Source organism: Micrococcus sp. CS26 (genome assembly GCF_055522295.1).
The window spans coordinates 1-20,822 of record NZ_JBVFVY010000018.1 but is presented as its reverse complement, the minus strand read 5'-3'; the positions used below and the strand labels follow the sequence as shown (position 1 = coordinate 20,822).

Genomic DNA, 20,822 nt, shown 5'->3' with positions numbered 1-20,822 from the left:
CGGGCCCGCTCCGACCGACACCGGCCCGGCGGCGTGCCGACCACCCCGTTCCCGGGCCCGCACACCTGAGACCTTCAGCCCGACCCGCCCCGGACCCTAGAGTGCGCCCATGGCGTCCACACAGCCCTCCCCCGTCCCCGCCGGTGCCACGCCGGCGTCCCACACCTCCCCCCTCGGCCTGTCCCTGCCGGACGGCCGGGGCCGTCGCGTCCTCGTCACCGGTGCCACCGGGTACGTGGGCGGGCGCCTCATCCCCGAGCTGCTCGCCGCCGGCTTCGACGTCCGGGCCGGCGCCCGGAACCCCTCCGACCTCGCGGACCGACCGTGGTCGGACAGCATCGAGGCGGTGGAGCTCGACCTCACCGAGGCGGACCTCGTCGAAGCCGCCATGCAGGACGTGCACACCGTGCTCTACCTCGTGCACTCCATGGGCGGGGGCGGCGACTTCGTGGCCCAGGAGCAGCGGATCGCGGACATCGTGGGCACCGCCGCGGACACGGCCGGCGTGGCCCAGCTCGTCTATCTCTCCGGCCTGCACCCGGACACGGTCCCCGTCGCGGAGCTGTCCGACCACATGCGCTCCCGCGCCCTCGTGGCCGAGCGTCTCGAGCGGGCGGCGACCCCGGCGCTGACGTTCGAGGCCGGGGTGATCATCGGCTCGGGCTCCACCTCGTTCGAGATGATCCGCCATCTCGCCGAGCGGCTGCCCGTGATGCCCGGCCCGTCCTGGCTGAGGAACCGGGTGGAGCCGCTGGCCATCCGCGACGTCCTGTACTACCTCCTGCAGGCCTGCGCCCTCCCGGAGCCCGTGCAGCTGAGGGCCCAGATCGGCAACGGACACCCCCAGTCGTTCGCGAGCGTGCTGGTGGACTACGCCAAGGCCGCCGGCCTGTCCCGACGCATCGTGATCCCCACCCCGTTGCCCTTGAAGACCCTGGCGGGCTTCTGGATCGGCATGGTGACCCCCATCCCGGTCGCGGTGGCCCTGCCCCTGGCCGCATCCCTCGCCGAGGAGGCGGTCGTGGAGGACCGCTCGGTCCGCGACCTCATCCCGGACCCGCCGGGCGGGCTGACCTCCTACATGGACGCCGTGCGGCTGGCGCTGAAGCGGGAGAAGGAGGGTCCCCTGGACGTCACCTTCGACGCGGACCTCCAGAGCTCCGCGGACCCGGCCGCCTCCCTGCCCTCGGATCCCGAGTGGGCCGGCACCACGGTCTACACGGACGAGCGCGAGCGCGAGTCCGACCTGCCCGCGCAGGAGGTGTGGCCGGTGATCGAGTCGGTGGGCGGCGCCAACGGTTGGTATTCCACCCCGCTGCTGTGGAAGATCCGCGGGCTGATGGACAAGTTGGCCGGCGGGCCCGGCCTGACCCGCGGCCGGCGGGACCCGAACCACCTGCGACGCGGCGACGCCGTGGACTGGTGGCGGGTGGAGGACGTGGAGCCGGGGCGGCGGCTGACCCTGCGGGCGGAGATGAAGGCCGGCGGGCGGGCCTGGCTGCAGCTGAGCACCGAGCCGCGGGAGGGCGGAGGCTCCGTCTACCGCCAGCGGGCGGTCTTCATGCCGGACGGCCTGCTCGGACGCGCCTACTGGACCGCCATCCTGCCCTTCCACGCCGTGGTGTTCCCGGAGATGGCCGCGAACATCCTGGCCGAGGCCAGGCGCCGGCACGACGGCGGCGAGCGTCCCCGCACCCGCGGCCTGCTGCGGCCGCTGGTGGACCGGCTGCCCCTGCGTCGCAACCCGTTGGACAGGCGAGCCCGCGGCGCCGGCGGCGCTCAGTCGCGGGACTGACCGTCGGGGCCACGCCCCCAGTGGGGCCGGGGGCGTGACCGGGCCGCCCGGCGCAGCCACCGCCGCCCGGGGGACAGCCGGGCCCAGTTGACCTGCAGGGTGGTGACCGCCATCCGGCCCTGCCGCACCCGCTGGCGCAGGGAGTGGAAGATGCGCCCGGCGACCTCCACCCGCAGGTCCGGATCGAACCGGATCCGGCGGCCGGCCAAGGCCAGCTGGAAGGACAGGTCCAGGTCATCGTGCACGTCCCCGCGCTCGCGGTGGACGCGGGTCCGCACAGCCTGCCACGCCTCGGCGCGCAGGGCGCAGTTGGAGCCCCAGACGGGGGTGGCCGCCACCGCGGCGCCCGCCCCCCAGCGGTACGCGCCGGTGTAGAGCGCCGCCCGCACCCGCCCCCGGAGGCCGGGCTGGTCGTGGAAGGTCCCCGGCCCGGTGAGGGCGTCGAGCCCGGAGTCGGCGTCGAACCGGGCCACGATCCGTTCGAGCCAGTCCGCGGGCATCCGCGTGTCGGCGTCGCAGCGCACCAGCAGCTCCCCGACCGCGGCGTCCAGGCCGGCGGCCGCCGCGGCCGGGACCCCGCGGCGCGGCTCGTGCACCACCCGCGCGCCGGCGGCGCGGGCGAGCACCGCCGAGTCGTCCACGCAGCCGTTGTCCACCACCACCACCTCCAGCGCCGGCCGGCTCTGGGCGGCCAGCAGGGCGAGGCACACGCGCAGGTGCTCGGCGTCGTCGAGCACCGGGACGACCACGGAGACCGTGGGGCGGGCCGGGGTCACCGGGTGCGCCCCCGGCGCACGGCGAGGGCGGCGCCGATCCCGGCGCCGACGAGATCGGCGGCGAGGTCGCCGATGGTGTCCGTGTAGCCCACACCGATCTCGGGGGTCACCGCCGTGTGCCCCCACCATTCGGCCAGCTCCCACACCACGCCCAGGGCCACGGCGGCGGCCGCGATCCCCAGCCCGGCCAGGCCCGGGCCGAGCAGCGCCACGGCCTGCCCGGCCTCGGTCCCCCGACGCCGGAGCCATGCCCCCACCACCAGTGCCGTCAGACAGGCGACCACGGCGGAGGCGGCGGCGTGCACGAGCAGGTCCAGCGACGGCACCCGCGGGTAGAGGCCGATGACGCTCAGCCACCCGGCCAGCAGCAGGACCGCCTGCGCGGCCCAGTCCAGGACTCCGCCCGGGGCGAGCCAGCGGGTGAGCCACTGGGAGCCGAACACGAGCAGCATCGCCGCCGCGGACGGCCATCCGGCGTGCACCGCCGCGACCGGGACGAGGATCAGGCCGAGCGCGCGCAACAGGTCTGCGGGGATCAGCGGCAGCATGTCAGCGATCGCCCGGGTGGGGGCGGCGTCCCGGCCGCCGGCCGCGCCGACCGGCACGACCACGGCTCGTCAGCAGCAGCCAGAGCGCCGGCAGCAGCAGGGCGGAGCCGAGCGGGTAGGCGAAGTCCTCCACGGGCGCCTGGCCCACGTAGGCACCCACCAGCAGCTCATGGCCGTAGTCGAAGAGCCCCGCGGCGATCATCACGTTGTCGAAGACCGCCGTGAGGGCCCACAGGGCCACCAGGGTGGCCGCCACGGCCCGCAGGTGCTCGCCCCGCACGCGGCCGACGAGGGCGGCGCCCACGAGCACGGCCAGGGCGAAGCCCACGAAGACGAGGACGAGGTCGAGGAAGGTCACCGGCTGCCCCCGTCGGTCGGATCGGCCGGCGTCGCGGCACGGGCGTCACCTCGCCGGCCGCGCAGCAGGCGCAGCGCCCCGGTGAACAGCACCATCGTGATCTGGCTGAGGAAGAGCAGGAAGAACCCCTCCTCCAGGGGCAGCTGGGGGGCGAGCATCACCCCGGTCATGTAGGGCGACTGCCGGTGCAGGAACACGCCTTCGGCGATCCCCCACAGGTCCCAGGCGAAGAAGTAGGCCACCCCGGCGGCCAGCACCAGCAGCGCCGGGAGCGGGCGATGCCACAGGAACAGCTCGAAGCGCCGGTCCACCAGCAGCATGCAGCCGATGACACCCAGCAGGGCCAGCAGGTAGATCATGCCGCCGCCCCCCGGGTCAGCGCCCACCCGATCAGCAGCAGGGTCACGAGGAAGCCGGTCACGTAGTTCAGCGGAAGGAACAGCTGCCAGCCGCGGTGGGCCGCGCCCGAGGTGGCGTCCGTGATGCGGCGGAAGCGCAGGGTGTTCACCACGTAGGGCACGGCCAGCAGCGCCGCGAGCGGGCCCGGCGGGTCGGTGGCCAGCAGCAGCAGGCCCGCCGCCGCGTACAGGCCGGCGGCGAGCAGGACGGTGCGCCGAGCGCCCAGCACGGTGGCCACCGAGGCCAGGCCCCCCTCCCGGTCCGGCACCACGTCCTGCACCGCCCCGAACATCTGCGAGGCCATGCCCCACAGGAAGAACGCCCCCAGCAGCGCCGCCAGGGCGGGCGTGGGGGTCGCCCCGGCCAGCGCGAGGCCGTAGACCGCGGGGGAGACGAAGTGGGTGGCGGAGGTCGCGGCGTCCAGGAAGGGCCGCTCCTTGAACCGCAGCCCCGCCCAGGAGTACGCCACCACCGCGAACAGGCTCACCGCGAGCACCAGCACGGCGGCCCACTCGCCCCGCACGGCGGACCAGCCCGCGAGCACGGCCACGAACGGCACGGGCAGCAGCACCGACCACGCCAGCACCCGGCGGCGCACCGCGGGGTCGCCCAGCACGGAGCCCTCCACACCCCCCTTGCGGGGGTTGCGCAGGTCCGAGGCGAAGTCGAACACGTCATTGATGCCGTACATGGCCAGGTTGTAGGGCACCAGGAAGAACACGACGCCCAGGACCACCAGCCACGCGGGCAGCCCCCCGGTCAGGATCGCGGCGGCGGCGAACGGGTAGGCCGTGTTCACCCAGCTGACCGGCCGGGACGCCCAGAAGAGGGTGCGGATCATGTGCCGCTCCCCCCGGGGCCCGCGGGCCGGACCCTGCGCGCGTCGTGGCGCAGTTCGTCCCGGACCACTTCGGCGGAGATCAGGCACATGGGCACCCCGATTCCCGGGCGCACCGAGGAGCCCGCGTACATCAGGCCGGCCACGTCCGCGTCCCGCACCGAGGGACGGAACATGGCCGACTGCGCCAGCGTGTGCCCGGGGCCCAGCAGCGAACCCCGCCAGGCGTGCACGTCCGCGGCGAAGTCACCGGGCCCGTAGGTGCGCCGCACCACGATGCGCTCGGCCAGGTCGGGGATCCCGGCCCAGCGGGCCAGCTGGTCGAGGGCCCGGTCCGCCACGGCCTCCACCTGGGCGTCCCCGGCGCGGTCCACCCGCCAGCCCTGGCCGTCACGGACCCGGATGCCGCCGCGCCCCCACCCCGGCTCGGCGGGGGCCGGGACGAGGATGAAGAGGTTCTCGTCGCCCTCCGGGGCCACGCCCGGGTCCGTGGCGGAGGTGCGCGAGACGTAGATCGACGTGTCCGCGGCGAGGTCCTCTCCCCGTTCGATGCGCCCGAAGTTGTCCTCCCAGTCCGCCGTGAACAGCAGGGTGTGATGGGCCAGCTGGGGCAGGGATCCGCGCACCCCCACGCACACGAGCACGCCGGAGGGGCCGGGGTCGCGCCGGTCCCACGTGGACTCCGCGACGCGCCGGCCGGGAGGCAGCAGACGGGTCTGCACGTGGTGCAGGTCCGCGGCGGCCACCACCACATCGGCGTCGAGGCGTCCCGCGGCGCCGTCGTCGGACCGCCAGGCGACGCCGGTCACCCGGCCCGGGCGGCGACGTCGGCCCTCGTCCCCGCGGGCTGCTCCCGGCCTGGGCAGGCGGGCGGCCAGGCGTCCGAGGCGGCCGGCGGGGGCGGGACGGTCCACGACCTCCACGGCGGTCGCCTCGACCCCGGTGCGGATCTCCACGCCGGCCTCGCGCACGACCTCCGCCATGGCGTCCACCAGGGCCGCGAAACCGCCGAGGGGGTACTGCACGCCGTCGGCGAGGTCCAGATGGGACATCAGGTGGTACATGGCGGGGGCACGGTCGGGGGACGTGCCGAGGAAGACCGCCGGGTAGCCCAGGATCTGGCGCAGCCGGGGGTCCTGGAAGCGGGCCGCGACGTGGGAGCGCAGGCCCCCCAGCAGCTGGGGCCCGAGGGCCGGCAGGGCGCGCAGGACGTCCGGGTGGGCCAGGGCGGCCGGCCGGCGGAAGTCCGTGTAGAGGAAGTGCTCCTTGGCGAGCCCGTAGATCCGGGACGCGGAGTCGAGGTAGGCCCGCAGCCGGCGCCCGGCGCCGGGCTCGAGGGACTCGAACAGCGTCTCCGCGTGGCCGGTGCGCACGTCCACGGGGGGCTCGTGGAGGTGCCCCTCGAAGTACACCCGGTAGCCGGGGTCCAGACGGCGCAGGTCCAGCCGTTCGGCGGCGGAGGTCCCCATGAGGCGGAACCAGCGGTCGATCACCTCGGGCATCAGGTACCAGGAGGGCCCGGTATCGAAGGTGAACCCCGCCTCAGACCAGCGTCCGGCACGGCCGCCCAGGACGGCGCCGCGCTCCAGCAGCGTCACCCGGTGCCCGTCGCGGGCCAACAGGCCCGCCGTGGCCAGTCCGGCGAACCCGCCGCCCACCACCACGGTGCGCGGGCCGAGAGCGGTGTCCCGGGCGCTCATCGGCGGCCTCCCCGGCGGCCCCGTGCCAGGACGCGGGCGGCGATCCGGGCCTTCTGATGGTCCGGCACCCGGACACGGCGGTGGGCCAGCTCGGCCGCCGGGGTCGCCTCGATCCGGTCCACCAGGGCCGCGAACAGTCCGTGCGCCAGGGCCACGGCGCGCCCGGCCCCGGGGTCCAGGACACGGATGCCGGGCAGGGCGGCGTCGAGGTCGGCGCGGACCTCGGCCACGAGCTCGGCCTTGCGGGCCTCGGTGAGCACGCCCGGTGCGGCACCGGGCAGGTAGGTGCGGCCCAGCTCGTGGTGGTCCGCGGCCAGGTCCCTGAGGAAGTTGACCTTCTGGAACGCCGCCCCCAGCCGGGAGGCCTGCGCGCGCAGCTCCTGCCGCTGGCCCGGGGTCCGGGCCCGCGTGCCGGGGAGGGAGAGGAAGACCTGCAGGCACATCAGCCCCACCACCTCGGCCGAGCCGTGGATGTAGGCGTCCAGCGACTCGGCGCCGTGCTCGCGGATCCCCAGGTCCGCGCGCATGGAGGCGAAGAAGGGACGGGTCAGCTCCGGGGTGATGCCGTGGCGACGGGCCACGTCGGCGAAGGCGTGCAGGACCGGGTCGGTGGCGAAGCCCGACGCCATCGCGGCTTCACACGCCCGCTCGTAGTCGTCCAGGGCGGCGCGGACCCCGGCCTCGTCGAGCCCGGCGGCCACCGCGACGCCGTCGACCACCTCGTCGGCGACGCGGACCATGGCGTAGATCGTGGCCACGTCCTGGCGTGCCTGCCGGGGCAGGGTGCGGCAGGCCCAGGAGAAGGACGTGGAGTAGCGGCGGATCACCTGGGCCGCTGCGGCGTGGGCCGTCCGCGTGTACAGCGCGGCAGGGCTCGGGGTGGGCGCGGCCATCTCAGGACCTCCGGGTCAGCACGGCGTGGCAGGCGTCGGCGAACTCCGCCCGGACCGTCTCGTCCAGGGGCAGGGCCGCGATGCGCTCGCGGGCGCGGACGGTGAGCTCGGCGGCGACGTCGAGGGCGTGCTCCCGGGCACCGGCCGCCTCGAGGGCGCGGCGGGCGGCCTCGATGTCCGCGGGGGTGGCCGGGCCCGCGTCGAGCAGGGCGCGGACGGCGGGGATGCGGCGGCCGTGGGCGGTGAGCACGGTGGCCTTGCCCTCGCGCAGGTCGCCGTCGGCGGACTTGCCGGTCTCCCCGGGATCGCCGAACACGCCGAGGACGTCGTCGATCACCTGGTAGGCGGCGCCGAGGTCGGCGCCGGCCTCGCCCATCGCCCGGGCGAGGTCGGGATCCGCCCCGGCCAGGAGGGCGCCGGCGCGCAGGGGCGCGCCGACCGTGTAGTGCGCCGTCTTGAGCCGTTGCATGGCGAGGATGCGGTCGGGATCGGGCTCCTCACCGGTGTGGCGGGACAGCCCCAGGAGCACGTCTTCGAGCTCGCCGGCCGCGGTCACGGCGGCGGCGTCGAAGACGACGGCGGCGGCCTCGGCGGCCCGGGCGGTGTCGGCGGCACAGGTGGCGGCGAGCCGGAACGCCTGGGTGAGCAGGACGTCCCCCGCGATGAGGGCGACGGCGACCCCGGCGTGGGCGGCGTCCGCGGCGGGCACCCCGCGGGCCTCGAGGCGGTGCCGGGCGGAGGCGTGCACGGCGGGCTGGCCGCGCCGCAGCACGTCCCGATCGATGACGTCGTCGTGGACGAGCAGCGCGGTGTGCAGCAGTTCGAAGGCGGCCCCGAGTCGGTCGACGGCAGCGCGGCCGGACGGAGGGACCGGGTCGGCGGTCGCCAGGCGCCAGCCGAGCTCGACGAGACGGGGGCGGATGAGCTTGCCGGCGCCCACATGGACGTGGAGCGAGTCGAGCAGCTCGGCGAAGGCGGCGGATCCGGGTGCCTGGGCCGCGGCATGTCGGAGCGCGGCGTCCAGCTCGGCGGTCACCCCGGAGAGCGCGGCCTCGCCGCCCGTCCTCGCTTCACCCATGGCGCCTCCTCGGTGGCGGACACGACGCGGCACCGACCGCCGCATCTGTTCGACCGTCTAACTTCTGGACGCAGAAGACACTACGGGCCTCGCCGGTCCCGCGTCCATGCGCGGCGGTCCCGGGCGGCGCGATCTCACGACGCACGGGGCCGCCGTCGGGATCAGGCGTCGGCGGACGCCGTCTCCAGGGTGATCTCCGGGTCCACGATCTGACCCTCCCACTCACCGGAGACCCCGTACACGACGCAGTGCTTCTCGTCGGTGCCGTAGTTGCCCAGCTCGGAGGAGGTCAGGACGGCCCCGTTCAGCTGGTCCTCCTTCTCCTCGCTCAGGCGCTGGGCCTGGGCGGTGCAGGTCTGGGCGGCGGCCGGGTCGGCCTCCTCGCCCTCGGCCACGGCCGGCACGGCCCACAGGTACTCCGCGGTGTGGGCGCCCTCGCAGTCGGTGGTCTCGAAGGAGGACAGGTCACGGGCGCCGAGCGGGGCGGTGAAGCACGTGCCGGCCTCGTAGTCGGCCGGGGCCGCGGACAGCGACGACGCCGAGGCGGACGACGACTCCACACCCTGCGCGGACGCGGAGGCGGGCGCCGTCGTCGAGGCGGACGCGTCGGCGTCGGACGAGTCCTGACCGCCGCACGCGGTGAGGGCCAGCAGCGCGGCAGCGGACAGGCCGGCAAGACGGGCGGAACGGGACAGGGCGGCGAAGGCCATGGGGGTGCTCTCCTCGAGTGACGTGGGACGCGCCGGGGTGTGGCGCCGACCTCAGCACTCTAGCCACGCCCGGCCGTCGGGATCGGACTGAGGTGACGTGGCCCACATCTGATGGGTGGCCCGGCTCGCCTGCCACACTGAGAGGCATGCAGACCCCGGCCACGCCCTCCCCGCCCGACCGCCCCTCCCCCGTCGCCCGACCGTGGTTGGCGGCCTCGGACGTCCCGGTCGCAGGCCCCGACGACGTCGAGCGCGTGGTCCTGCTGTCCCCGGAGGGCGAGGCCGTGGGCACGGAGGCCAAGGCCACGGTCCACCGCCGCACCGAGGACGGCGGCACGCCCCTGCACCTGGCCTTCTCCTGTCACGTGTACGACGAGGCCGACCGGTTCCTGCTCACCCGCCGGGCGCTGGGCAAGGCGGCGTTCCCCGGGGTGTGGACCAACGGGTTCTGCGGGCACCCCGGCCCCGGCGAGTCCCCCGCGGAGGCCGTGCTGCGCCGCGCCCCGCAGGAGCTGGGCGTGGAGGTGTCCGACGTCGTCGAGGTGCTCCCCGACTTCCGCTACCGGGCCGCGGACGCCTCCGGCATGGAGGAGCACGAGATCTGCCCGGTGTTCCGTGCCCGGATGCACGGCGACCCCGCCCCGGAGCGGGACGAGGTCGCGGAGTGGTGCTGGGTGGAGCCGGCCGATCTGGCCGCCGCCCTGGCCGCCGTCCCCCGGGCGTTCAGCCCGTGGCTCGTGGAGCAGTGGCAGCAGGGGGCGTTCGACCCGCGGTGAGCGGCCGGCGCGGCGACGCCGCGCGGGCCGTCAGCGGCCGTTGACGTCGTCGAGGTGGGCGGCGGTGGACTGCACGGCCTCGTCCTGCGCCGGCTCGGCGTCGCCCTGCTGGCCCTGCTGCTCCTCGGCCATGCGGCGGACCTCCGCGACGTCGAGGCCCTTGACCTGGTCGAGCAGCTGCTCGAGCGCGGTGCCCGGCAGGGCGCCGGCCTGGGAGAACACGAGCACGCCGCCGCGGAAGGCCATGAGCGTGGGGATGGAGGTGATGCCGGCCATCGCCGCCAGCTGCTGCTGGTCCTCCGTGTCGACCTTGGCGAACACGACGTCGTCGTGCTTCTCCGAGGCGGCCTCGAACACGGGGGCGAACTGGCGGCACGGGCCGCACCAGCCGGCCCAGAAGTCCACGAGCACGGTGTCGTTCTCGGCGACGGTGGAGCCGAACTCCTCGAGGGTCAGGTCCTTGGTGGCCACGGTGGGTCCTTTCGTCAGCGGGGCCGACGCGCTCACGCCGGCGATCGTCCTGCCGACCACAACGGACACCCCGCCGCACCTATTCCGCCCCACCCCACTTTCGTTCGGGAAACGGCGGCGTGTCCCGGCACTTTCGTTCGGGAAACGGGCGCCTTCCACGCACTGTCGTGGCCGAGACGGGAGCCGTCGTCGTCGCTTCCTAGACTGACCGCATGACCGCCACTACCGCCCTGCCCCTGCTCGTGCTCAACGGCCCCAACCTGAACCTGCTCGGCACCCGCGAGCCCGAGGTCTACGGCACGGCCACCCTCGACGACGTCCGTGCGCTCACCGAGGCCCGCGCGGCCGAGCACGGGCTGACCGTGGACTTCCGACAGTCCAACCACGAGGGCGAGCTCATCGACTGGATCCAGGAGGCCCGCACCTCCCACGCTGGCGTCCTCATCAACCCCGCCGCGTACTCGCACACCTCCATCGCGATCCGCGACGCCCTCGCCGCCGTCGACCGGCCGATCGCCGAGGTGCACATCTCCAACGTCCACCGGCGCGAGGCGTTCCGGCACCACTCGCACGTCTCCGCCGTCGCCGACGTCGTGATCGCCGGGGCGGGCGTCCAGGGCTACGCCCTCGCCGTCGACTGGCTCGCCGCGGCTGTGCGCCGCTGAGCGCTGGTCAGGACCCGCCTGGCCGTGCCTAGGGTCGGTGGTACGAGCCGGTGGCCACATCAGGGCGCCGGCACCCGACGACGAAGGAGTCACGCCATGGGCACCCAGGATCCCCGCGCCCGTCTGCTCGAGAAGCTCGCGAAGGTGAACGTCTGCATGCTGACCACCGCTGAGCGGGACGGCACGCTCGTCACCCGCCCGATGGGCCTGCAACAGGCCGAGGACGGCGGCACGCTCTGGTTCCTCACGCGCGCCACCTCCGACGTCGCCGCGGACGCTCCGCAGCGCCCGGTCAACGTCGCCGTGCAGGACAAGGACTTCTGGGCCTCCCTCGCGGGCCACGGTCAGCTCGTCCGCGACGACGCGCGCAAGAAGGAGTTCTGGAACCCGGCCACCGAGGCCTTCTTCGGTGAGGGCTCGAGCCCCGAGGATCCGCAGATCGTGCTCGTGCGCGTGGACGTGCAGACCGCCCAGTTCTGGGAGTCCCCGGGCGCGGTGGCCACCGCCGTCGAGCTGGTCAAGGCCAAGGTCACCGGCGGGACCGCCGAGCCGGGCGACAGCGAGACCGTCCGCTTCTGACGGCGCTCCCCGACGCCGGCCCCGCGGCTTGCCCGAGGACGGGCCGGTGGGCGCCGCGCGCGGGGCCTCGGCAGGTCAGTCGACGTCCTCGGCCGCCAGCTGGCCGCACGCGCCGTCGATCTCCTTGCCGCGGGTGTCGCGCAGGGTGGTGGGGATGCCGGCGGCGTTGAGCCGGTCCACGAACTCGCGCGTCACGTCCTTCTCCGAGGCGGTCCAGATGGAGCCCGGCGTCGGGTTCAGCGGGATCGGGTTCACGTGCACCCAGCCCTTGCCCCGGGCGTTGAGCTTCTTGGCCAGCAGGTCGGCGCGCCACGCGTGGTCATTCATGTCCTTGATGAGCGCGTACTCGATGGACACCCTGCGCCCGGTGGCCACGAAGTAGTCGTACGCGGCGTCGATCGCCTCGTCCGCCTTCCAGCGTGAGTTCACGGGGATCAGCTCGTCGCGCAGCTCGTCGTCCGGCGCGTGCAGGGACAGCGCGAACGTCAGCGGCACGCCCTCCTCGGCCAGCTTCCGGATGGCCGGCACCAGGCCGACGGTGGACAGCGTGATGTTCCGCGCGGACATGCCCAGGCCCTCAGGCGAGGGGTCCACCATGCGGTGCACGGCGGCCATCACGCGCTTGTAGTTGGCCAGGGGCTCACCCATGCCCATGAACACGACGTTGGTGACGCGGTCGGCGTCGTGCCCGCCATCCTTGCGCTTGCCGCCCAGTCCGCCCTGGGCGATCACCTGGTTGGCCAGCACGATCTGCTCCACGATCTCCGCCGTGGACATGTTGCGGGTCAGCCCGGCCTGGCCCGTGGCGCAGAACGGGCAGTTCATCCCGCAGCCGGCCTGGCTGGACACGCACAGCGTCACGCGGCCGGGATACCGCATCAGCACGGACTCCACGAGAGCGCCGTCGAACAGCCGCCACAGGAACTTGACGGTGTCCCCGCGGTCGGTCTCCATGCGCCGGACCTCGGTGAGCAGCGGCGGGAAGAACGCCTCCGCGATCGCCTCCCGCTTGTCCTTGGGCAGGTCCGTCATCTGCTCCGGATCGGTGGTGTAGTGCTCGAAGTAGTGCACCGAGAGCTGCTTGGCGCGGAACGCCGGCAGCCCGATCTCCTTGGCCTTCTCCTGCCGTTCCTTCAGCGTGAGGTCGGCCAGGTGGGTGGGCGGCTGGGAGACGCGCGGCTGCTTGAACTGCAGCTGCGGTCGGCCGTCCGGGCCCATCGGCTGGGTCCAGCCCTCGGTCTTCGGCATCACCTGGGGGCGCTCGGCGGTGGCGGCCTCGCGGCGCTTGGGCGCGGAGAGCTGGTGGCCGACGCCGGCGCGGCGCATGCGCTCTCGGTCCTCGGCGAGCTGGCGCGCCTCGGACTCGTCGATCAGGCCGCGCTCGGGGCGGCCGAGGGCCGGCTTGCCGGCGCGGTCCCTCTGGCGGTTCGGGGTGGGCTTCGATCCGGGGCGGCGGGGCTGGTAGTCAGACATCGGCACCATTCTCCCAGACGGGGCGGACTTCGCGGCGGGTCGCCTCCACGTCGACGGCGCCGCGCGGCTTTCGCGTCCGGGGCAGCCCCCGCAGGACCCAGCGGACGACGACGCCGCGCACCGTCGCCGGCAGCGGCCGGTACAGGGTGCGCGCCAGCCCCCAGAGGCGTGCCTCCCGGACGGAGTCCCGCCCAGTCCAGGACCAGCCGAGGCCGGCGCGCACGCGGCCTGGGAGGAGACCGGCGGTGACGAACCGGGCCAGGGGCATAGCCGCCCGCAGCGGCGCGGGGACGCCCTGGCCGGAGAACAGGTCGGCGGCGACCCGCCGCGCGTCGTCCGTGACCTCGAGCCGGGCCACCCGGTCGTCCCAGTAGTCCGCAAACGCCGCGCGGTCGACCGGCCAGGCGGAGGCGGGGACCTCGAGGCTCGTGGCGAGCGGGGCGTACCCGCGGTAGAGGCGGTCGGCGTCCTCGGCGTCGAGGGCGCCCCACATCCGGCGGCGCACCTGCTCCCCCATCGCATAGAGGGTGGCGGCCACCCAGAGCTGGGCGTCCGGGTCGGCGGCGTCGTAGGGGTGGCCTCCGGCGTCGAGCCCGCGGACCGGGCGGTGCGCCGCCCGCACCCGGTCGACGACCGCGTCGCGCAACGGCGCGGCCTCGGGGAGGGTGACCGCGTAGATGTAGGCGAGCGTGTGGCGGAGCCGGCGCATCGGGTCCTCGGTGAACCGGGAGTGGACGGCGACGCCGGCCCCCACTGGCCGGTGCGCCACCTGGAGCAGGATCGCCGCACCGGCACCGGCGAGGATCACGGCCTCGCGGGCGAGGGCGGCCGCGGAGGTCGGGGCGGAGTGGCAGTCGGGGCGCATGGTCCCAGCCTCGCACCGGGCCGGGCGGAGGGGCAGGGGGCCGAGATGAACGGTGCCGTTCACCTTCTGTTCATCTTGCTGTTCGCCTGCCGCTCGTGGCACCTCGATCCGAGAACCGCATGATTGCGCTGATTTCGCGCCATGCAGGCATGCGCGACAGGGTGTCACAGGTCACGTTGGTGAACACGGAGTTGCACTCCGGGAGGAAATCTGTAAACTTGTTCACAAGCAGTTCACCTAGCGTTTACGGAACGCGAGGTCGGGACTCCACCGAACTCATCACCCGCGGCCCCGCCGCGACGATCCGCCGGACTCGTGGTCCGGCAACCAAAGGAGGTGCTCACCGTGAGCATCAACACGACCAGCCACCACCTGCCCACCGCCCCGAGCCCCCTCATGCAACGCCACGTGCTCCAGCGCGTCGAGGAGACCCTCCTCCGCCGCTTCGAGGGCACCGTCACCGCCGAGACCGTCCGCTCGGTCGTCCGCGAGGTCGTCGCCGACCTCAAGCGCGGCGCCCGCATCACCACCTTCCTGCCGGCCCTCGCCGAGCGCGAGGCCACCCGCCGCCTCCAGGCCGCGACGCCGGCCCACGAGGCCATGGCCGTCGCCGCCTGATCCCCCATACCGACGCGACGACCCGTCGGCCCGCCCCGCGAGGGGCCGTGGCCGGCGGGTCTTCTCGCCTCCCCGGACGCTTTCGTTCGGGAAACGGCGGGCCCCAGGACGCTTTCGTTCGAGAAACGGTGTGAACGCTCCGGGGCGCCGTTCCCCCGCCGCCCACGCGACTCCGAGGTGCGGCGCCGTTTCTCACACGAAAGCACCGCGACACGCCGCCGTTTCCTACACGAAAGCGTGGGTGACGCGGACGGGGGGCCCGGCACGGGAGGCCTCAGTCCTCGGCGACGCCCAGCGCTCGGCGCATCGGCAGGAACTTGGCCCGGATCTCCGTGACCTCCTCCTCGGGCACCGCTCCCGGGACCATCCCGCCCCCGGCCTGCAGCCGCACCCCGCCGGGCACCTGCTGGCCACAGCGCAGCGCCAGGGCGATCTCGCCGTCGCCGTCCTGGTCGAGCCACCCGACCGGGCCCGCATAGCGGCCGCGGTCCACGGGCTCGACCTCCGCGATCACCCTCACCGCGTCCGGCGTGGGGGTCCCGCCGACGGCCGCCGTCGGATGCAGCGCGGCCACCACGTCCAGCACGGTCCCCCGCCCATCCCGCAGCCGGCCGCGCACGGACGTGGCCAGGTGGTGCACGTTCGGCAGGGTCAGGACGGTGGGCGCGGGGTCGTCATCGGCGAGGTCGACGACGGGCGCCAGCGCGTCCAGCACCGACCGCGCCGCCCAGCGATGCTCCTCCGCCAGCCGCGGATCACAGGCCAGACGCTCCCGCAGCGCGGCGTCCTCCTCCTCGTCCGCGCCGCGCGGCATGGACCCCGCCAGCACCCGCGAGCCCACGAGCCCCGCGTGCCGCGTGGCGAGGACCTCGGGCGTGGCGCCCAGCAGCCCGCCGACGGCGAACACCCAGGTCTGCGGGTACTCGCGGCGCAGGGCCCCGATCGCCCGCCACAGGTCGGCGTCGTCCGCGGGGACGGTCATCGTGCGGCTGATCACGACCTTCGCCAGCTCCCCGCCCGAGTCGGCCATCCGCGTCAGCAGCTCGCGCACCCCGGCCGCGTAGCCGGCGTCGTCCCAGGCACGGTCGGCGACGTCGGCGGGCAGGGGCACCGCGCCGTCGGCCAGCAGCCGGGCTCCACGGTCCGCGGCGACGGCGGCTGCGAGCGCGTCCGCGTCCATGTGCTGGGCCACGTCCCGCACGCCGGACGGCGTGGCGCGGCGCAGATCCGCGGGGATGCGCAGGACCGCGGGCTCGGGCGAGTCGTCGGCGAAGGTCGAGGAGATCCAGCCCCGCAGCGGGGCCGTCGGGTCCGGTCGCCCGGCGACGGCGGCCTGCCACAGCGCGGAGAGCCGGCGGAGCCGGTCGGTGCCGTCCAGGAGCACGGTCCAGCCGCCCTCGCCCCGCCACGCGTCGTCCCCGTGCGCCCACAGCACCGCCCGGGCGAACGGGGGGACGGCGGCCTCGGGGGTCCCGGTCGCGGGGGTGCCGAGGTCCGGGAGCAGGGAGCGGACAGACATGGCCCCCATTCTCTCCCACCTCGGCGGACCCCCGCTCCGGGCCCGGGCGTCGGCCACCGCCCCGACGACGGCGGCGAGCAGCGTCGTCGGGCGCGGAGGGATCCCGTCAAGGCTTGCGCCGGCACACCCGACGTCGCAGGGTGGGGGCACCCGTTCACCTCGCGTTCAGCCGACCGCCTTCCCCGGAGGACTCGCATCATGGCCCCCATCCCCCCGGACCCCCACGCCGATCACGCACCGGCGGTGGACGACATGCCGCTGGACACGACGGCCGCGCCGGACACCCTCGCCCCGGTGGACCCCGTGCCGCACGGGATGGCCGCGCACGTGCTGGAGCGCGAGGTCCGGCCGCTGATGGCGCGCTTCCCCGGCGTGGCCGACGAGGCGACGGCGCGTCAGGTCCTGTTCGACTCCTACGCCGAGCTCGCCGCGACGAGCCGCCACCCGGAGATGCTGCCGACCATCTCGGTGCAGCATGCCGCCTCGCGCCTGCGCGCCAGGGCGATCAACCAGGGCAGCATCGAGTCCCGCCACCCGCGTGTGCTGTTCGTCTGCCACGGCAACGCCGGCCGCTCGCAGATGGCCGCGGCCCTGCTCGAGAACCGCACCCACGGCGAGGTCAGGGCCCGCTCGGCCGGCACGGAGCCCGCCGGCGAGGTCATCTCCACCGCGTTCGAGGCGATGAACGAGATCGGCATCCCGCTGCACCACACGTACACCAAGGGCCTGGACCCGGACGTGCTCCGGGCCGCCGAGATCGTGGTGCTCTTCGACGGCGCGGATCCGTTCGAGATCCCCGAGGGCGCGCAGGTGCAGAAGTGGTCCGTGCCGTCGATCCGCGGCATGAGCCTCGAGCAGGTGCGCGGCGTGCGCGACGCCCTGGACCTGGAGGTCCGCGGCCTGATCGCCGATCTGGGCGAAGCCGCCACCCCGCTGCCGGAGGAGGGCACCCGCGTCGGCCGACCCCTTGACCTATACCCCCCTGGGGTATAGAACAGGGGGTATGAGCACGGACAGCACGACGACGGCGCCCGCCGCCGCCTCGCCCCTTCCGTCCGCCGCGGCGGACGCCTGCGACGGCCACCGGCCCCCGCACGAGGTGCACCGGGACAAGGCGAAGCACCTCGCTCGACTGCGCCGCATCGAGGGGCAGGTGCGCGGCCTCCACCGCATGGTGGACGAGGACGTGTACTGCATCGACGTCCTCACGCAGGTCGCCGCCGTCACGAAGGCGCTGCAGTCCCTCAGCCTGAACCTCACCTCGGAGCACCTGCGTCACTGCGTGGCGGAGGCCGCGGTGCAGGCCGAGGCGGAAGGCCGCACCGAGCTCATCGACGAGAAGGTCGCCGAGGCGACGGCCGCCCTCGGCCGCCTGCTGCGCTGACCGGCGCCGTCGCCCACCCACCACCGCACGAGGAGCACGAGATGACCACCACCGACCTGAAGATCACCGGCATGACTTGCGGCCACTGCGTCGCCTCCGTCCAGGAGGAGCTCGGCGAGATCGCCGGCGTCTCCGCCGTGGACGTGGACCTGAACTCCGGTGGCGTCTCCACCGCCACCGTCACCTCCGAGGCCCCCCTCGACCCCGCCGCCGCGCGCGCCGCCGTCGAGGAGGCCGGCTACACGCTGGTGGGGGCCTGACCCATGACCCACCCCGCCTCCTCCACCCCGGCCGGCCCGCAAACCGAGACCACCCGCCGCGTCGACCTGGACGTCACCGGCATGACCTGCGCCTCGTGCGTGGGTCGCGTCGAGCGCAAGCTGGGCAAGCTCGAGGGCGTCACGGCGTCCGTGAACCTGCCGCTCGAACAGGCCACCGTCACCGCGCCCGCCGGCGTGTCGGACGAGGAGCTCGTGGCCGCCGTCGAGAAGGCCGGGTACGGCGCCACGGTGCGCCGTCCCGCCCCGCCGGCCGGCCAGGCCGGGCACGCGGGACACGCGGGACACGCCGGGCACGCGCACACCTCCGACCACGGCGAGGGCCACGCCGCGGACCATGACGGCGTGGACCACCACGACCACATGGCCCACGGTCCGAGTGAGGACGTGCTCACGCCGCGCCTGATCGGCGCGGCGGTGCTGACGGTGCCGCTCGTGTTGATCTCCATGGTCCCGGCGCTGCAGTTCCCGCACTGGGGCTGGGTCGCGTTCGCCCTGGCGGCGCCCGTGGCGCTGTGGGCGGCGTGGCCGTTCCACTCGGCGGCGTTCCGCGCGGCCCGGCACGGCTCGTCCACGATGGACACCCTCGTGTCCGTGGGCGTGCTCGTCTCCTTCGTGTACTCGGCCGTGGAGCTGATCCTGGCGCCGGACATGACCGCCCACGTGGGCGGGACCATGGCGGAGATGGCCCACCACAGCCTGTACTTCGAGACGGCCGCGGTCATCACCACGTTCCTGCTGCTGGGCCGCTGGCTCGAGGCCCGCGCCAAGCGTGAGGCCGGCGCCGCGCTGCGCGCCCTCCTGGACCTGGGCGCGGCCCAGGCCACCCTCTACGACCCCGAGACCCACGCCGAGCGCACGGTGCCCGCCGAGTCCCTCGCGCCGGGCGACGTCGTGCTGATCCGCCCCGGCGAGAAGGTGCCCACGGACGCCGAGGTGCTCGAGGGCACCTCGGCCGTGGACGCTTCCCTGCTCACCGGCGAGTCCGTGCCCGTGGAGGTCGGCCCCGGGGACGCCCTCACCGGCGCCACCCTGAACACCTCGGGCCGGCTCGTGGCCCGCGCGACGCGGGTCGGCTCGGACACGACGCTCGCCCAGATGGGGCGGCTCGTCTCCGAGGCGCAGACCGGCAAGGCGCGCGTGGCCCGGTTGGCCGACCGCATCTCCGCCGTGTTCGTGCCGATCGTGCTCGGGATCGCCGTGCTGACCTTCGCGGTGTGGATGATCGTGACCGGCGACCTGCCGTCCGCGCTGCGCGCCGGCGTGGCCGTGCTCGTGATCGCGTGCCCGTGCGCCCTCGGCCTGGCGACCCCGGTCGGCCTGCTGGCCGGCACCGGCCGCGCCGCGCAGCTGGGCATCCTCATCCGCGGCCCCGAGGTGCTCGAGGACTCGCGCACCGTGGACACGATCGTGCTGGACAAGACCGGCACCGTGACCGAGGGCCGCATGGCGCTGGCGGACGTGCTCGTCCTCGACCCCGCTTTCGTGGCCGAAACGGGCGCCTCCCGGAGCGCTTTCGTTGACGAAACGGCGCCGGACCAGGCCGCCGACGTCCTGCTGACCCTGGCGGCCGCCGTCGAGCGCGGGTCCGAGCACCCGATCGCCCGCGCGATCGTGGCCGGCGCCGAGGAGCGCGGCCTGACCGTGCCCGGCGTGGCGGACTTCGCCTCCACGGCCGGCGGCGGCGTGTCCGGGCTGGTCGCCCTCCCCCACGACGACGGCGCCCTCGGCTCCGGCGCGCACGGCGCCGCCGGCCCGGATCCGGTCCGCGTGGCCGTCGGCCGCGGCTCCGTCCTCGAGACCGCCCTCGACGGCGGCATCCCCGCCGAGCACCGTGCCGCGTTCGAGGCGGCGGAGCAGGCCGGCGCCACGGCCGTGTGGGTCGCGGTCGGCGGCCGCGTGGCGGGCGTCCTGTCCGTGCGGGACACCGTGAAGGAGACCTCGGCGGACGCCATCGCCCGGCTCAAGGAGCTCGGCCTGCGCCCGCTGCTGGTGACCGGGGACAACGCCGCCGTCGCCACCCAGGTGGCGGCCGCCGTCGGGATCCCGGCCGAGGACGTGGTGGCCGGCGTGCGCCCCGAGGACAAGGTGGACGTGGTCCGCCGGCTCCAGTCCGAGGGTCACGTGGTGGCCATGGTCGGCGACGGCGTCAACGACGCCCCGGCCCTGGCTGCCGCGGACATGGGCATCGCGATGGGCTCCGGCACGGACGTGGCCCGCGAGGCCGCGCAGATCACCGTGATGGGCGACGACCTGCACCAGGTGGTCCAGGCGCTCGACCTGAGCCGCCGCACGCTGGGGATCATCCGGATGAACCTGTTCTGGGCGTTCGCCTACAACGTGCTCGGCATCCCGGTCGCGGCCCTGGGCCTGCTCAACCCGATGATCGCCGGCGGCGCGATGGCGGCCTCGAGCGTGCTCGTGGTGCTGAACTCGCTGCGGCTCACCCGCTACGCGCGGTGAGCCGGGGCGGGGCCGGCCGAGCCGGGTCCACCCCGGCCGGCCGGCCGGCCGGTCAGGGCAGGCATTCGCGGGAGTACTCGAGCCACTGCTCGAGCTCCCCGGACTCCTCCCAGAGCTGGTAGAGCTCGGAGCAGGAGGGCTCGCGGATGACCACGCCGATCAGCTCGCGCAGGGTCTCGATGTCCTCGTCCGAGAACTGGCCGATGAAGGCGGTGAGGTCCACCTCGTCCGCCTCCGCGTGCTCGAGCAGGGCCTCGAGGTCCGCGTGGTCCTCGTTCCGGGCGATCCGCACGAGCGCCCCGAGGGTGAGGAGTGCGGCGCCCTGGCTCGCGGTCAGGTGGCCCTCGTCCTCGTCGCGACGGAAGTTCTTGCGGAACTCGTCGAGGTCGAAGGTGCCGTCGAGGACCTCGTCCACGATGTCCAGCGCGGTGTCGTTCTGGAAGACGTTTCTGCCCCATGCGCCCATGACCTGACCCTAGGGCATGTCTGACAATCGTTTTGACCATGCGATCACAGCATTCAGGACCACAGCGGCCCTGTAGATGATCGCGTACTTGTCATACCGGGTCGCCAGGCCCCGCCACTGCTTCAGGTGCGCGTACTGGCGCTCGATGACGTTGCGGCCCTTGTAGGCGG

General features: G+C 74.7%; 23 protein-coding genes and 1 pseudogene. 9 read left to right on the top strand and 15 right to left on the bottom strand.

Going from position 1 to position 20,822, the window contains the following annotated elements; all coding sequences use genetic code 11:
• The first annotated feature begins 109 nt into the window (after positions 1–109).
• The gene (locus ACZ1IK_RS08675; protein ID WP_036314913.1) at positions 110–1,795 is read left to right on the top strand and encodes an SDR family oxidoreductase; all 1,686 of its coding nucleotides are present in this window, start codon (positions 110–112) and stop codon (positions 1,793–1,795) included.
• Here ACZ1IK_RS08675 and crtX read toward each other — a convergent pair.
• The 9 genes from crtX to ACZ1IK_RS08630 all read right to left on the bottom strand — a co-directional run bounded on the left by crtX (position 1,780) and on the right by ACZ1IK_RS08630 (position 9,095).
• Positions 1,780–2,571, bottom strand: a complete 792-nt coding sequence (gene crtX / locus ACZ1IK_RS08670) for a C50 carotenoid glucosyltransferase CrtX (protein WP_036314910.1) — start codon at positions 2,569–2,571, stop codon at positions 1,780–1,782. The two genes, ACZ1IK_RS08675 and crtX, sit on opposite strands and share 16 nt — an antisense overlap.
• Positions 2,568–3,176, bottom strand: coding sequence for a DUF2238 domain-containing protein (locus tag ACZ1IK_RS08665; RefSeq protein WP_036314907.1), 609 nt, complete (start codon positions 3,174–3,176; stop codon positions 2,568–2,570). Before ACZ1IK_RS08665 ends, crtX begins: the two co-directional genes overlap by 4 nt.
• Positions 3,121–3,477: a C50 carotenoid gamma-cyclase subunit beta CrtYh gene (crtYh, locus tag ACZ1IK_RS08660; RefSeq protein WP_036314905.1), complete on the bottom strand. Its 357-nt coding sequence runs from the start codon at positions 3,475–3,477 to the stop codon at positions 3,121–3,123. Before crtYh ends, ACZ1IK_RS08665 begins: the two co-directional genes overlap by 56 nt.
• Positions 3,474–3,863, bottom strand: a complete 390-nt coding sequence (gene crtYg, locus ACZ1IK_RS08655; RefSeq protein ID WP_036314902.1) for a C50 carotenoid gamma-cyclase subunit alpha CrtYg — start codon at positions 3,861–3,863, stop codon at positions 3,474–3,476. The genes crtYh and crtYg overlap by 4 nt, the downstream gene beginning before the upstream one ends.
• The gene (locus ACZ1IK_RS08650; RefSeq protein ID WP_036314900.1) at positions 3,833–4,717 is read right to left on the bottom strand and encodes a prenyltransferase; all 885 of its coding nucleotides are present in this window, start codon (positions 4,715–4,717) and stop codon (positions 3,833–3,835) included. Before ACZ1IK_RS08650 ends, crtYg begins: the two co-directional genes overlap by 31 nt.
• Entirely contained in the window at positions 4,714–6,414 is a 1,701-nt protein-coding gene (gene crtI / locus ACZ1IK_RS08645; RefSeq protein WP_036314898.1) for a phytoene desaturase family protein, read from the bottom strand. The genes ACZ1IK_RS08650 and crtI overlap by 4 nt, the downstream gene beginning before the upstream one ends.
• On the bottom strand, positions 6,411–7,307 hold the full coding sequence (locus ACZ1IK_RS08640) for a phytoene/squalene synthase family protein (RefSeq protein WP_063189943.1): 897 nt from the start codon (positions 7,305–7,307) through the stop codon (positions 6,411–6,413). Before ACZ1IK_RS08640 ends, crtI begins: the two co-directional genes overlap by 4 nt.
• 1 nt (position 7,308) lies before the next feature.
• Positions 7,309–8,385 (bottom strand): polyprenyl synthetase family protein, encoded by a 1,077-nt coding sequence (locus ACZ1IK_RS08635; RefSeq protein ID WP_010079993.1) that lies wholly within the window; start codon positions 8,383–8,385, stop codon positions 7,309–7,311.
• Between the two features lie 161 nt (positions 8,386–8,546).
• The gene (locus tag ACZ1IK_RS08630) at positions 8,547–9,095 is read right to left on the bottom strand and encodes a hypothetical protein (RefSeq protein ID WP_063189941.1); all 549 of its coding nucleotides are present in this window, start codon (positions 9,093–9,095) and stop codon (positions 8,547–8,549) included.
• Positions 9,096–9,241: 146 nt separating this feature from the next.
• On the opposite strand from ACZ1IK_RS08630, the gene idi reads away from it, so the two are divergent.
• Entirely contained in the window at positions 9,242–9,871 is a 630-nt protein-coding gene (gene idi / locus ACZ1IK_RS08625; protein WP_036384334.1) for an isopentenyl-diphosphate Delta-isomerase, read from the top strand.
• Between the two features lie 30 nt (positions 9,872–9,901).
• Here the strand turns inward: idi and trxA are convergent, their stop codons facing one another.
• Positions 9,902–10,342 (bottom strand): thioredoxin, encoded by a 441-nt coding sequence (trxA, locus tag ACZ1IK_RS08620; RefSeq protein WP_044659288.1) that lies wholly within the window; start codon positions 10,340–10,342, stop codon positions 9,902–9,904.
• A gap of 212 nt (positions 10,343–10,554) precedes the next feature.
• Here trxA and aroQ point away from each other — a divergent pair, with 212 nt between their 5' ends.
• Positions 10,555–11,007 (top strand): type II 3-dehydroquinate dehydratase, encoded by a 453-nt coding sequence (gene aroQ / locus ACZ1IK_RS08615; protein WP_044659289.1) that lies wholly within the window; start codon positions 10,555–10,557, stop codon positions 11,005–11,007.
• A gap of 96 nt (positions 11,008–11,103) precedes the next feature.
• Positions 11,104–11,586 (top strand): pyridoxamine 5'-phosphate oxidase family protein, encoded by a 483-nt coding sequence (locus ACZ1IK_RS08610; RefSeq protein ID WP_044659290.1) that lies wholly within the window; start codon positions 11,104–11,106, stop codon positions 11,584–11,586.
• 75 nt (positions 11,587–11,661) lie between these two features.
• Here the strand turns inward: ACZ1IK_RS08610 and rlmN are convergent, their stop codons facing one another.
• A complete protein-coding gene (rlmN, locus tag ACZ1IK_RS08605) occupies positions 11,662–12,834 on the bottom strand; it encodes a dual-specificity RNA methyltransferase RlmN (protein ID WP_459536903.1) in 1,173 nt (390 codons plus the stop codon).
• A gap of 217 nt (positions 12,835–13,051) precedes the next feature.
• Positions 13,052–13,924 carry an oxygenase MpaB family protein gene (locus ACZ1IK_RS08600; protein WP_044659291.1) on the bottom strand — a complete coding sequence of 291 codons (873 nt, stop codon included), beginning with the start codon at positions 13,922–13,924 and terminating at the stop codon, positions 13,052–13,054.
• Positions 13,925–14,269: 345 nt separating this feature from the next.
• Between ACZ1IK_RS08600 and ACZ1IK_RS08595 the strand changes: the two genes are divergently transcribed.
• Positions 14,270–14,542 (top strand): three-helix bundle dimerization domain-containing protein, encoded by a 273-nt coding sequence (locus ACZ1IK_RS08595; protein WP_227448856.1) that lies wholly within the window; start codon positions 14,270–14,272, stop codon positions 14,540–14,542.
• A 274-nt stretch (positions 14,543–14,816) separates the two neighbouring features.
• On the opposite strand, the gene ACZ1IK_RS08590 is transcribed toward ACZ1IK_RS08595, so the two are convergent.
• Positions 14,817–16,061, bottom strand: coding sequence for an isochorismate synthase (locus ACZ1IK_RS08590; protein WP_095347741.1), 1,245 nt, complete (start codon positions 16,059–16,061; stop codon positions 14,817–14,819).
• 198 nt (positions 16,062–16,259) lie between these two features.
• Between ACZ1IK_RS08590 and ACZ1IK_RS08585 the strand changes: the two genes are divergently transcribed.
• Genes ACZ1IK_RS08585 through ACZ1IK_RS08570 form a run of 4 tightly spaced genes read left to right on the top strand, consistent with a single transcriptional unit; the run spans position 16,260 to position 20,186 of the window.
• Complete coding sequence (locus ACZ1IK_RS08585) at positions 16,260–17,054, top strand: arsenate-mycothiol transferase ArsC (protein WP_127435491.1); 795 nt, start codon at positions 16,260–16,262, stop codon at positions 17,052–17,054.
• A 10-nt stretch (positions 17,055–17,064) separates the two neighbouring features.
• A complete protein-coding gene (locus ACZ1IK_RS08580; protein WP_002856860.1) occupies positions 17,065–17,445 on the top strand; it encodes a metal-sensitive transcriptional regulator in 381 nt (126 codons plus the stop codon).
• Between the two features lie 41 nt (positions 17,446–17,486).
• A complete protein-coding gene (locus ACZ1IK_RS08575; protein WP_098094125.1) occupies positions 17,487–17,705 on the top strand; it encodes a heavy-metal-associated domain-containing protein in 219 nt (72 codons plus the stop codon).
• Between the two features lie 3 nt (positions 17,706–17,708).
• Positions 17,709–20,186 (top strand): heavy metal translocating P-type ATPase, encoded by a 2,478-nt coding sequence (locus ACZ1IK_RS08570; protein WP_206495874.1) that lies wholly within the window; start codon positions 17,709–17,711, stop codon positions 20,184–20,186.
• A gap of 52 nt (positions 20,187–20,238) precedes the next feature.
• Here ACZ1IK_RS08570 and ACZ1IK_RS08565 read toward each other — a convergent pair whose 3' ends face one another.
• The gene (locus tag ACZ1IK_RS08565) at positions 20,239–20,652 is read right to left on the bottom strand and encodes a DUF4259 domain-containing protein (protein ID WP_230278162.1); all 414 of its coding nucleotides are present in this window, start codon (positions 20,650–20,652) and stop codon (positions 20,239–20,241) included.
• Between the two features lie 9 nt (positions 20,653–20,661).
• A pseudogene (locus ACZ1IK_RS08560) lies at positions 20,662–20,822 on the bottom strand (IS5/IS1182 family transposase); the annotation flags it as partial.

Excerpts from the sequence above, each read along its gene's own strand:
- ACZ1IK_RS08675 (WP_036314913.1), top strand. The coding sequence starts at position 110 with ATGGCGTCCACACAGCCCTCCCCCGTCCCCGCCGGTGCCACGCCGGCG.
- ACZ1IK_RS08650 (WP_036314900.1), bottom strand. The coding sequence starts at position 4,717 with ATGATCCGCACCCTCTTCTGGGCGTCCCGGCCGGTCAGCTGGGTGAAC.
- crtI (WP_036314898.1), bottom strand. The coding sequence starts at position 6,414 with ATGAGCGCCCGGGACACCGCTCTCGGCCCGCGCACCGTGGTGGTGGGC.
- ACZ1IK_RS08640 (WP_063189943.1), bottom strand. The coding sequence starts at position 7,307 with ATGGCCGCGCCCACCCCGAGCCCTGCCGCGCTGTACACGCGGACGGCC.
- ACZ1IK_RS08635 (WP_010079993.1), bottom strand. The coding sequence starts at position 8,385 with ATGGGTGAAGCGAGGACGGGCGGCGAGGCCGCGCTCTCCGGGGTGACC.
- ACZ1IK_RS08630 (WP_063189941.1), bottom strand. The coding sequence starts at position 9,095 with ATGGCCTTCGCCGCCCTGTCCCGTTCCGCCCGTCTTGCCGGCCTGTCC.
- idi (WP_036384334.1), top strand. The coding sequence starts at position 9,242 with ATGCAGACCCCGGCCACGCCCTCCCCGCCCGACCGCCCCTCCCCCGTC.
- aroQ (WP_044659289.1), top strand. The coding sequence starts at position 10,555 with ATGACCGCCACTACCGCCCTGCCCCTGCTCGTGCTCAACGGCCCCAAC.
- ACZ1IK_RS08610 (WP_044659290.1), top strand. The coding sequence starts at position 11,104 with ATGGGCACCCAGGATCCCCGCGCCCGTCTGCTCGAGAAGCTCGCGAAG.
- rlmN (WP_459536903.1), bottom strand. The coding sequence starts at position 12,834 with ATGCCGAAGACCGAGGGCTGGACCCAGCCGATGGGCCCGGACGGCCGA.
- ACZ1IK_RS08600 (WP_044659291.1), bottom strand. The coding sequence starts at position 13,924 with ATGCGCCCCGACTGCCACTCCGCCCCGACCTCCGCGGCCGCCCTCGCC.
- ACZ1IK_RS08590 (WP_095347741.1), bottom strand. The coding sequence starts at position 16,061 with ATGTCTGTCCGCTCCCTGCTCCCGGACCTCGGCACCCCCGCGACCGGG.
- ACZ1IK_RS08585 (WP_127435491.1), top strand. The coding sequence starts at position 16,260 with ATGGCCCCCATCCCCCCGGACCCCCACGCCGATCACGCACCGGCGGTG.
- ACZ1IK_RS08580 (WP_002856860.1), top strand. The coding sequence starts at position 17,065 with ATGAGCACGGACAGCACGACGACGGCGCCCGCCGCCGCCTCGCCCCTT.
- ACZ1IK_RS08575 (WP_098094125.1), top strand. The coding sequence starts at position 17,487 with ATGACCACCACCGACCTGAAGATCACCGGCATGACTTGCGGCCACTGC.
- ACZ1IK_RS08570 (WP_206495874.1), top strand. The coding sequence starts at position 17,709 with ATGACCCACCCCGCCTCCTCCACCCCGGCCGGCCCGCAAACCGAGACC.
- ACZ1IK_RS08565 (WP_230278162.1), bottom strand. The coding sequence starts at position 20,652 with ATGGGCGCATGGGGCAGAAACGTCTTCCAGAACGACACCGCGCTGGAC.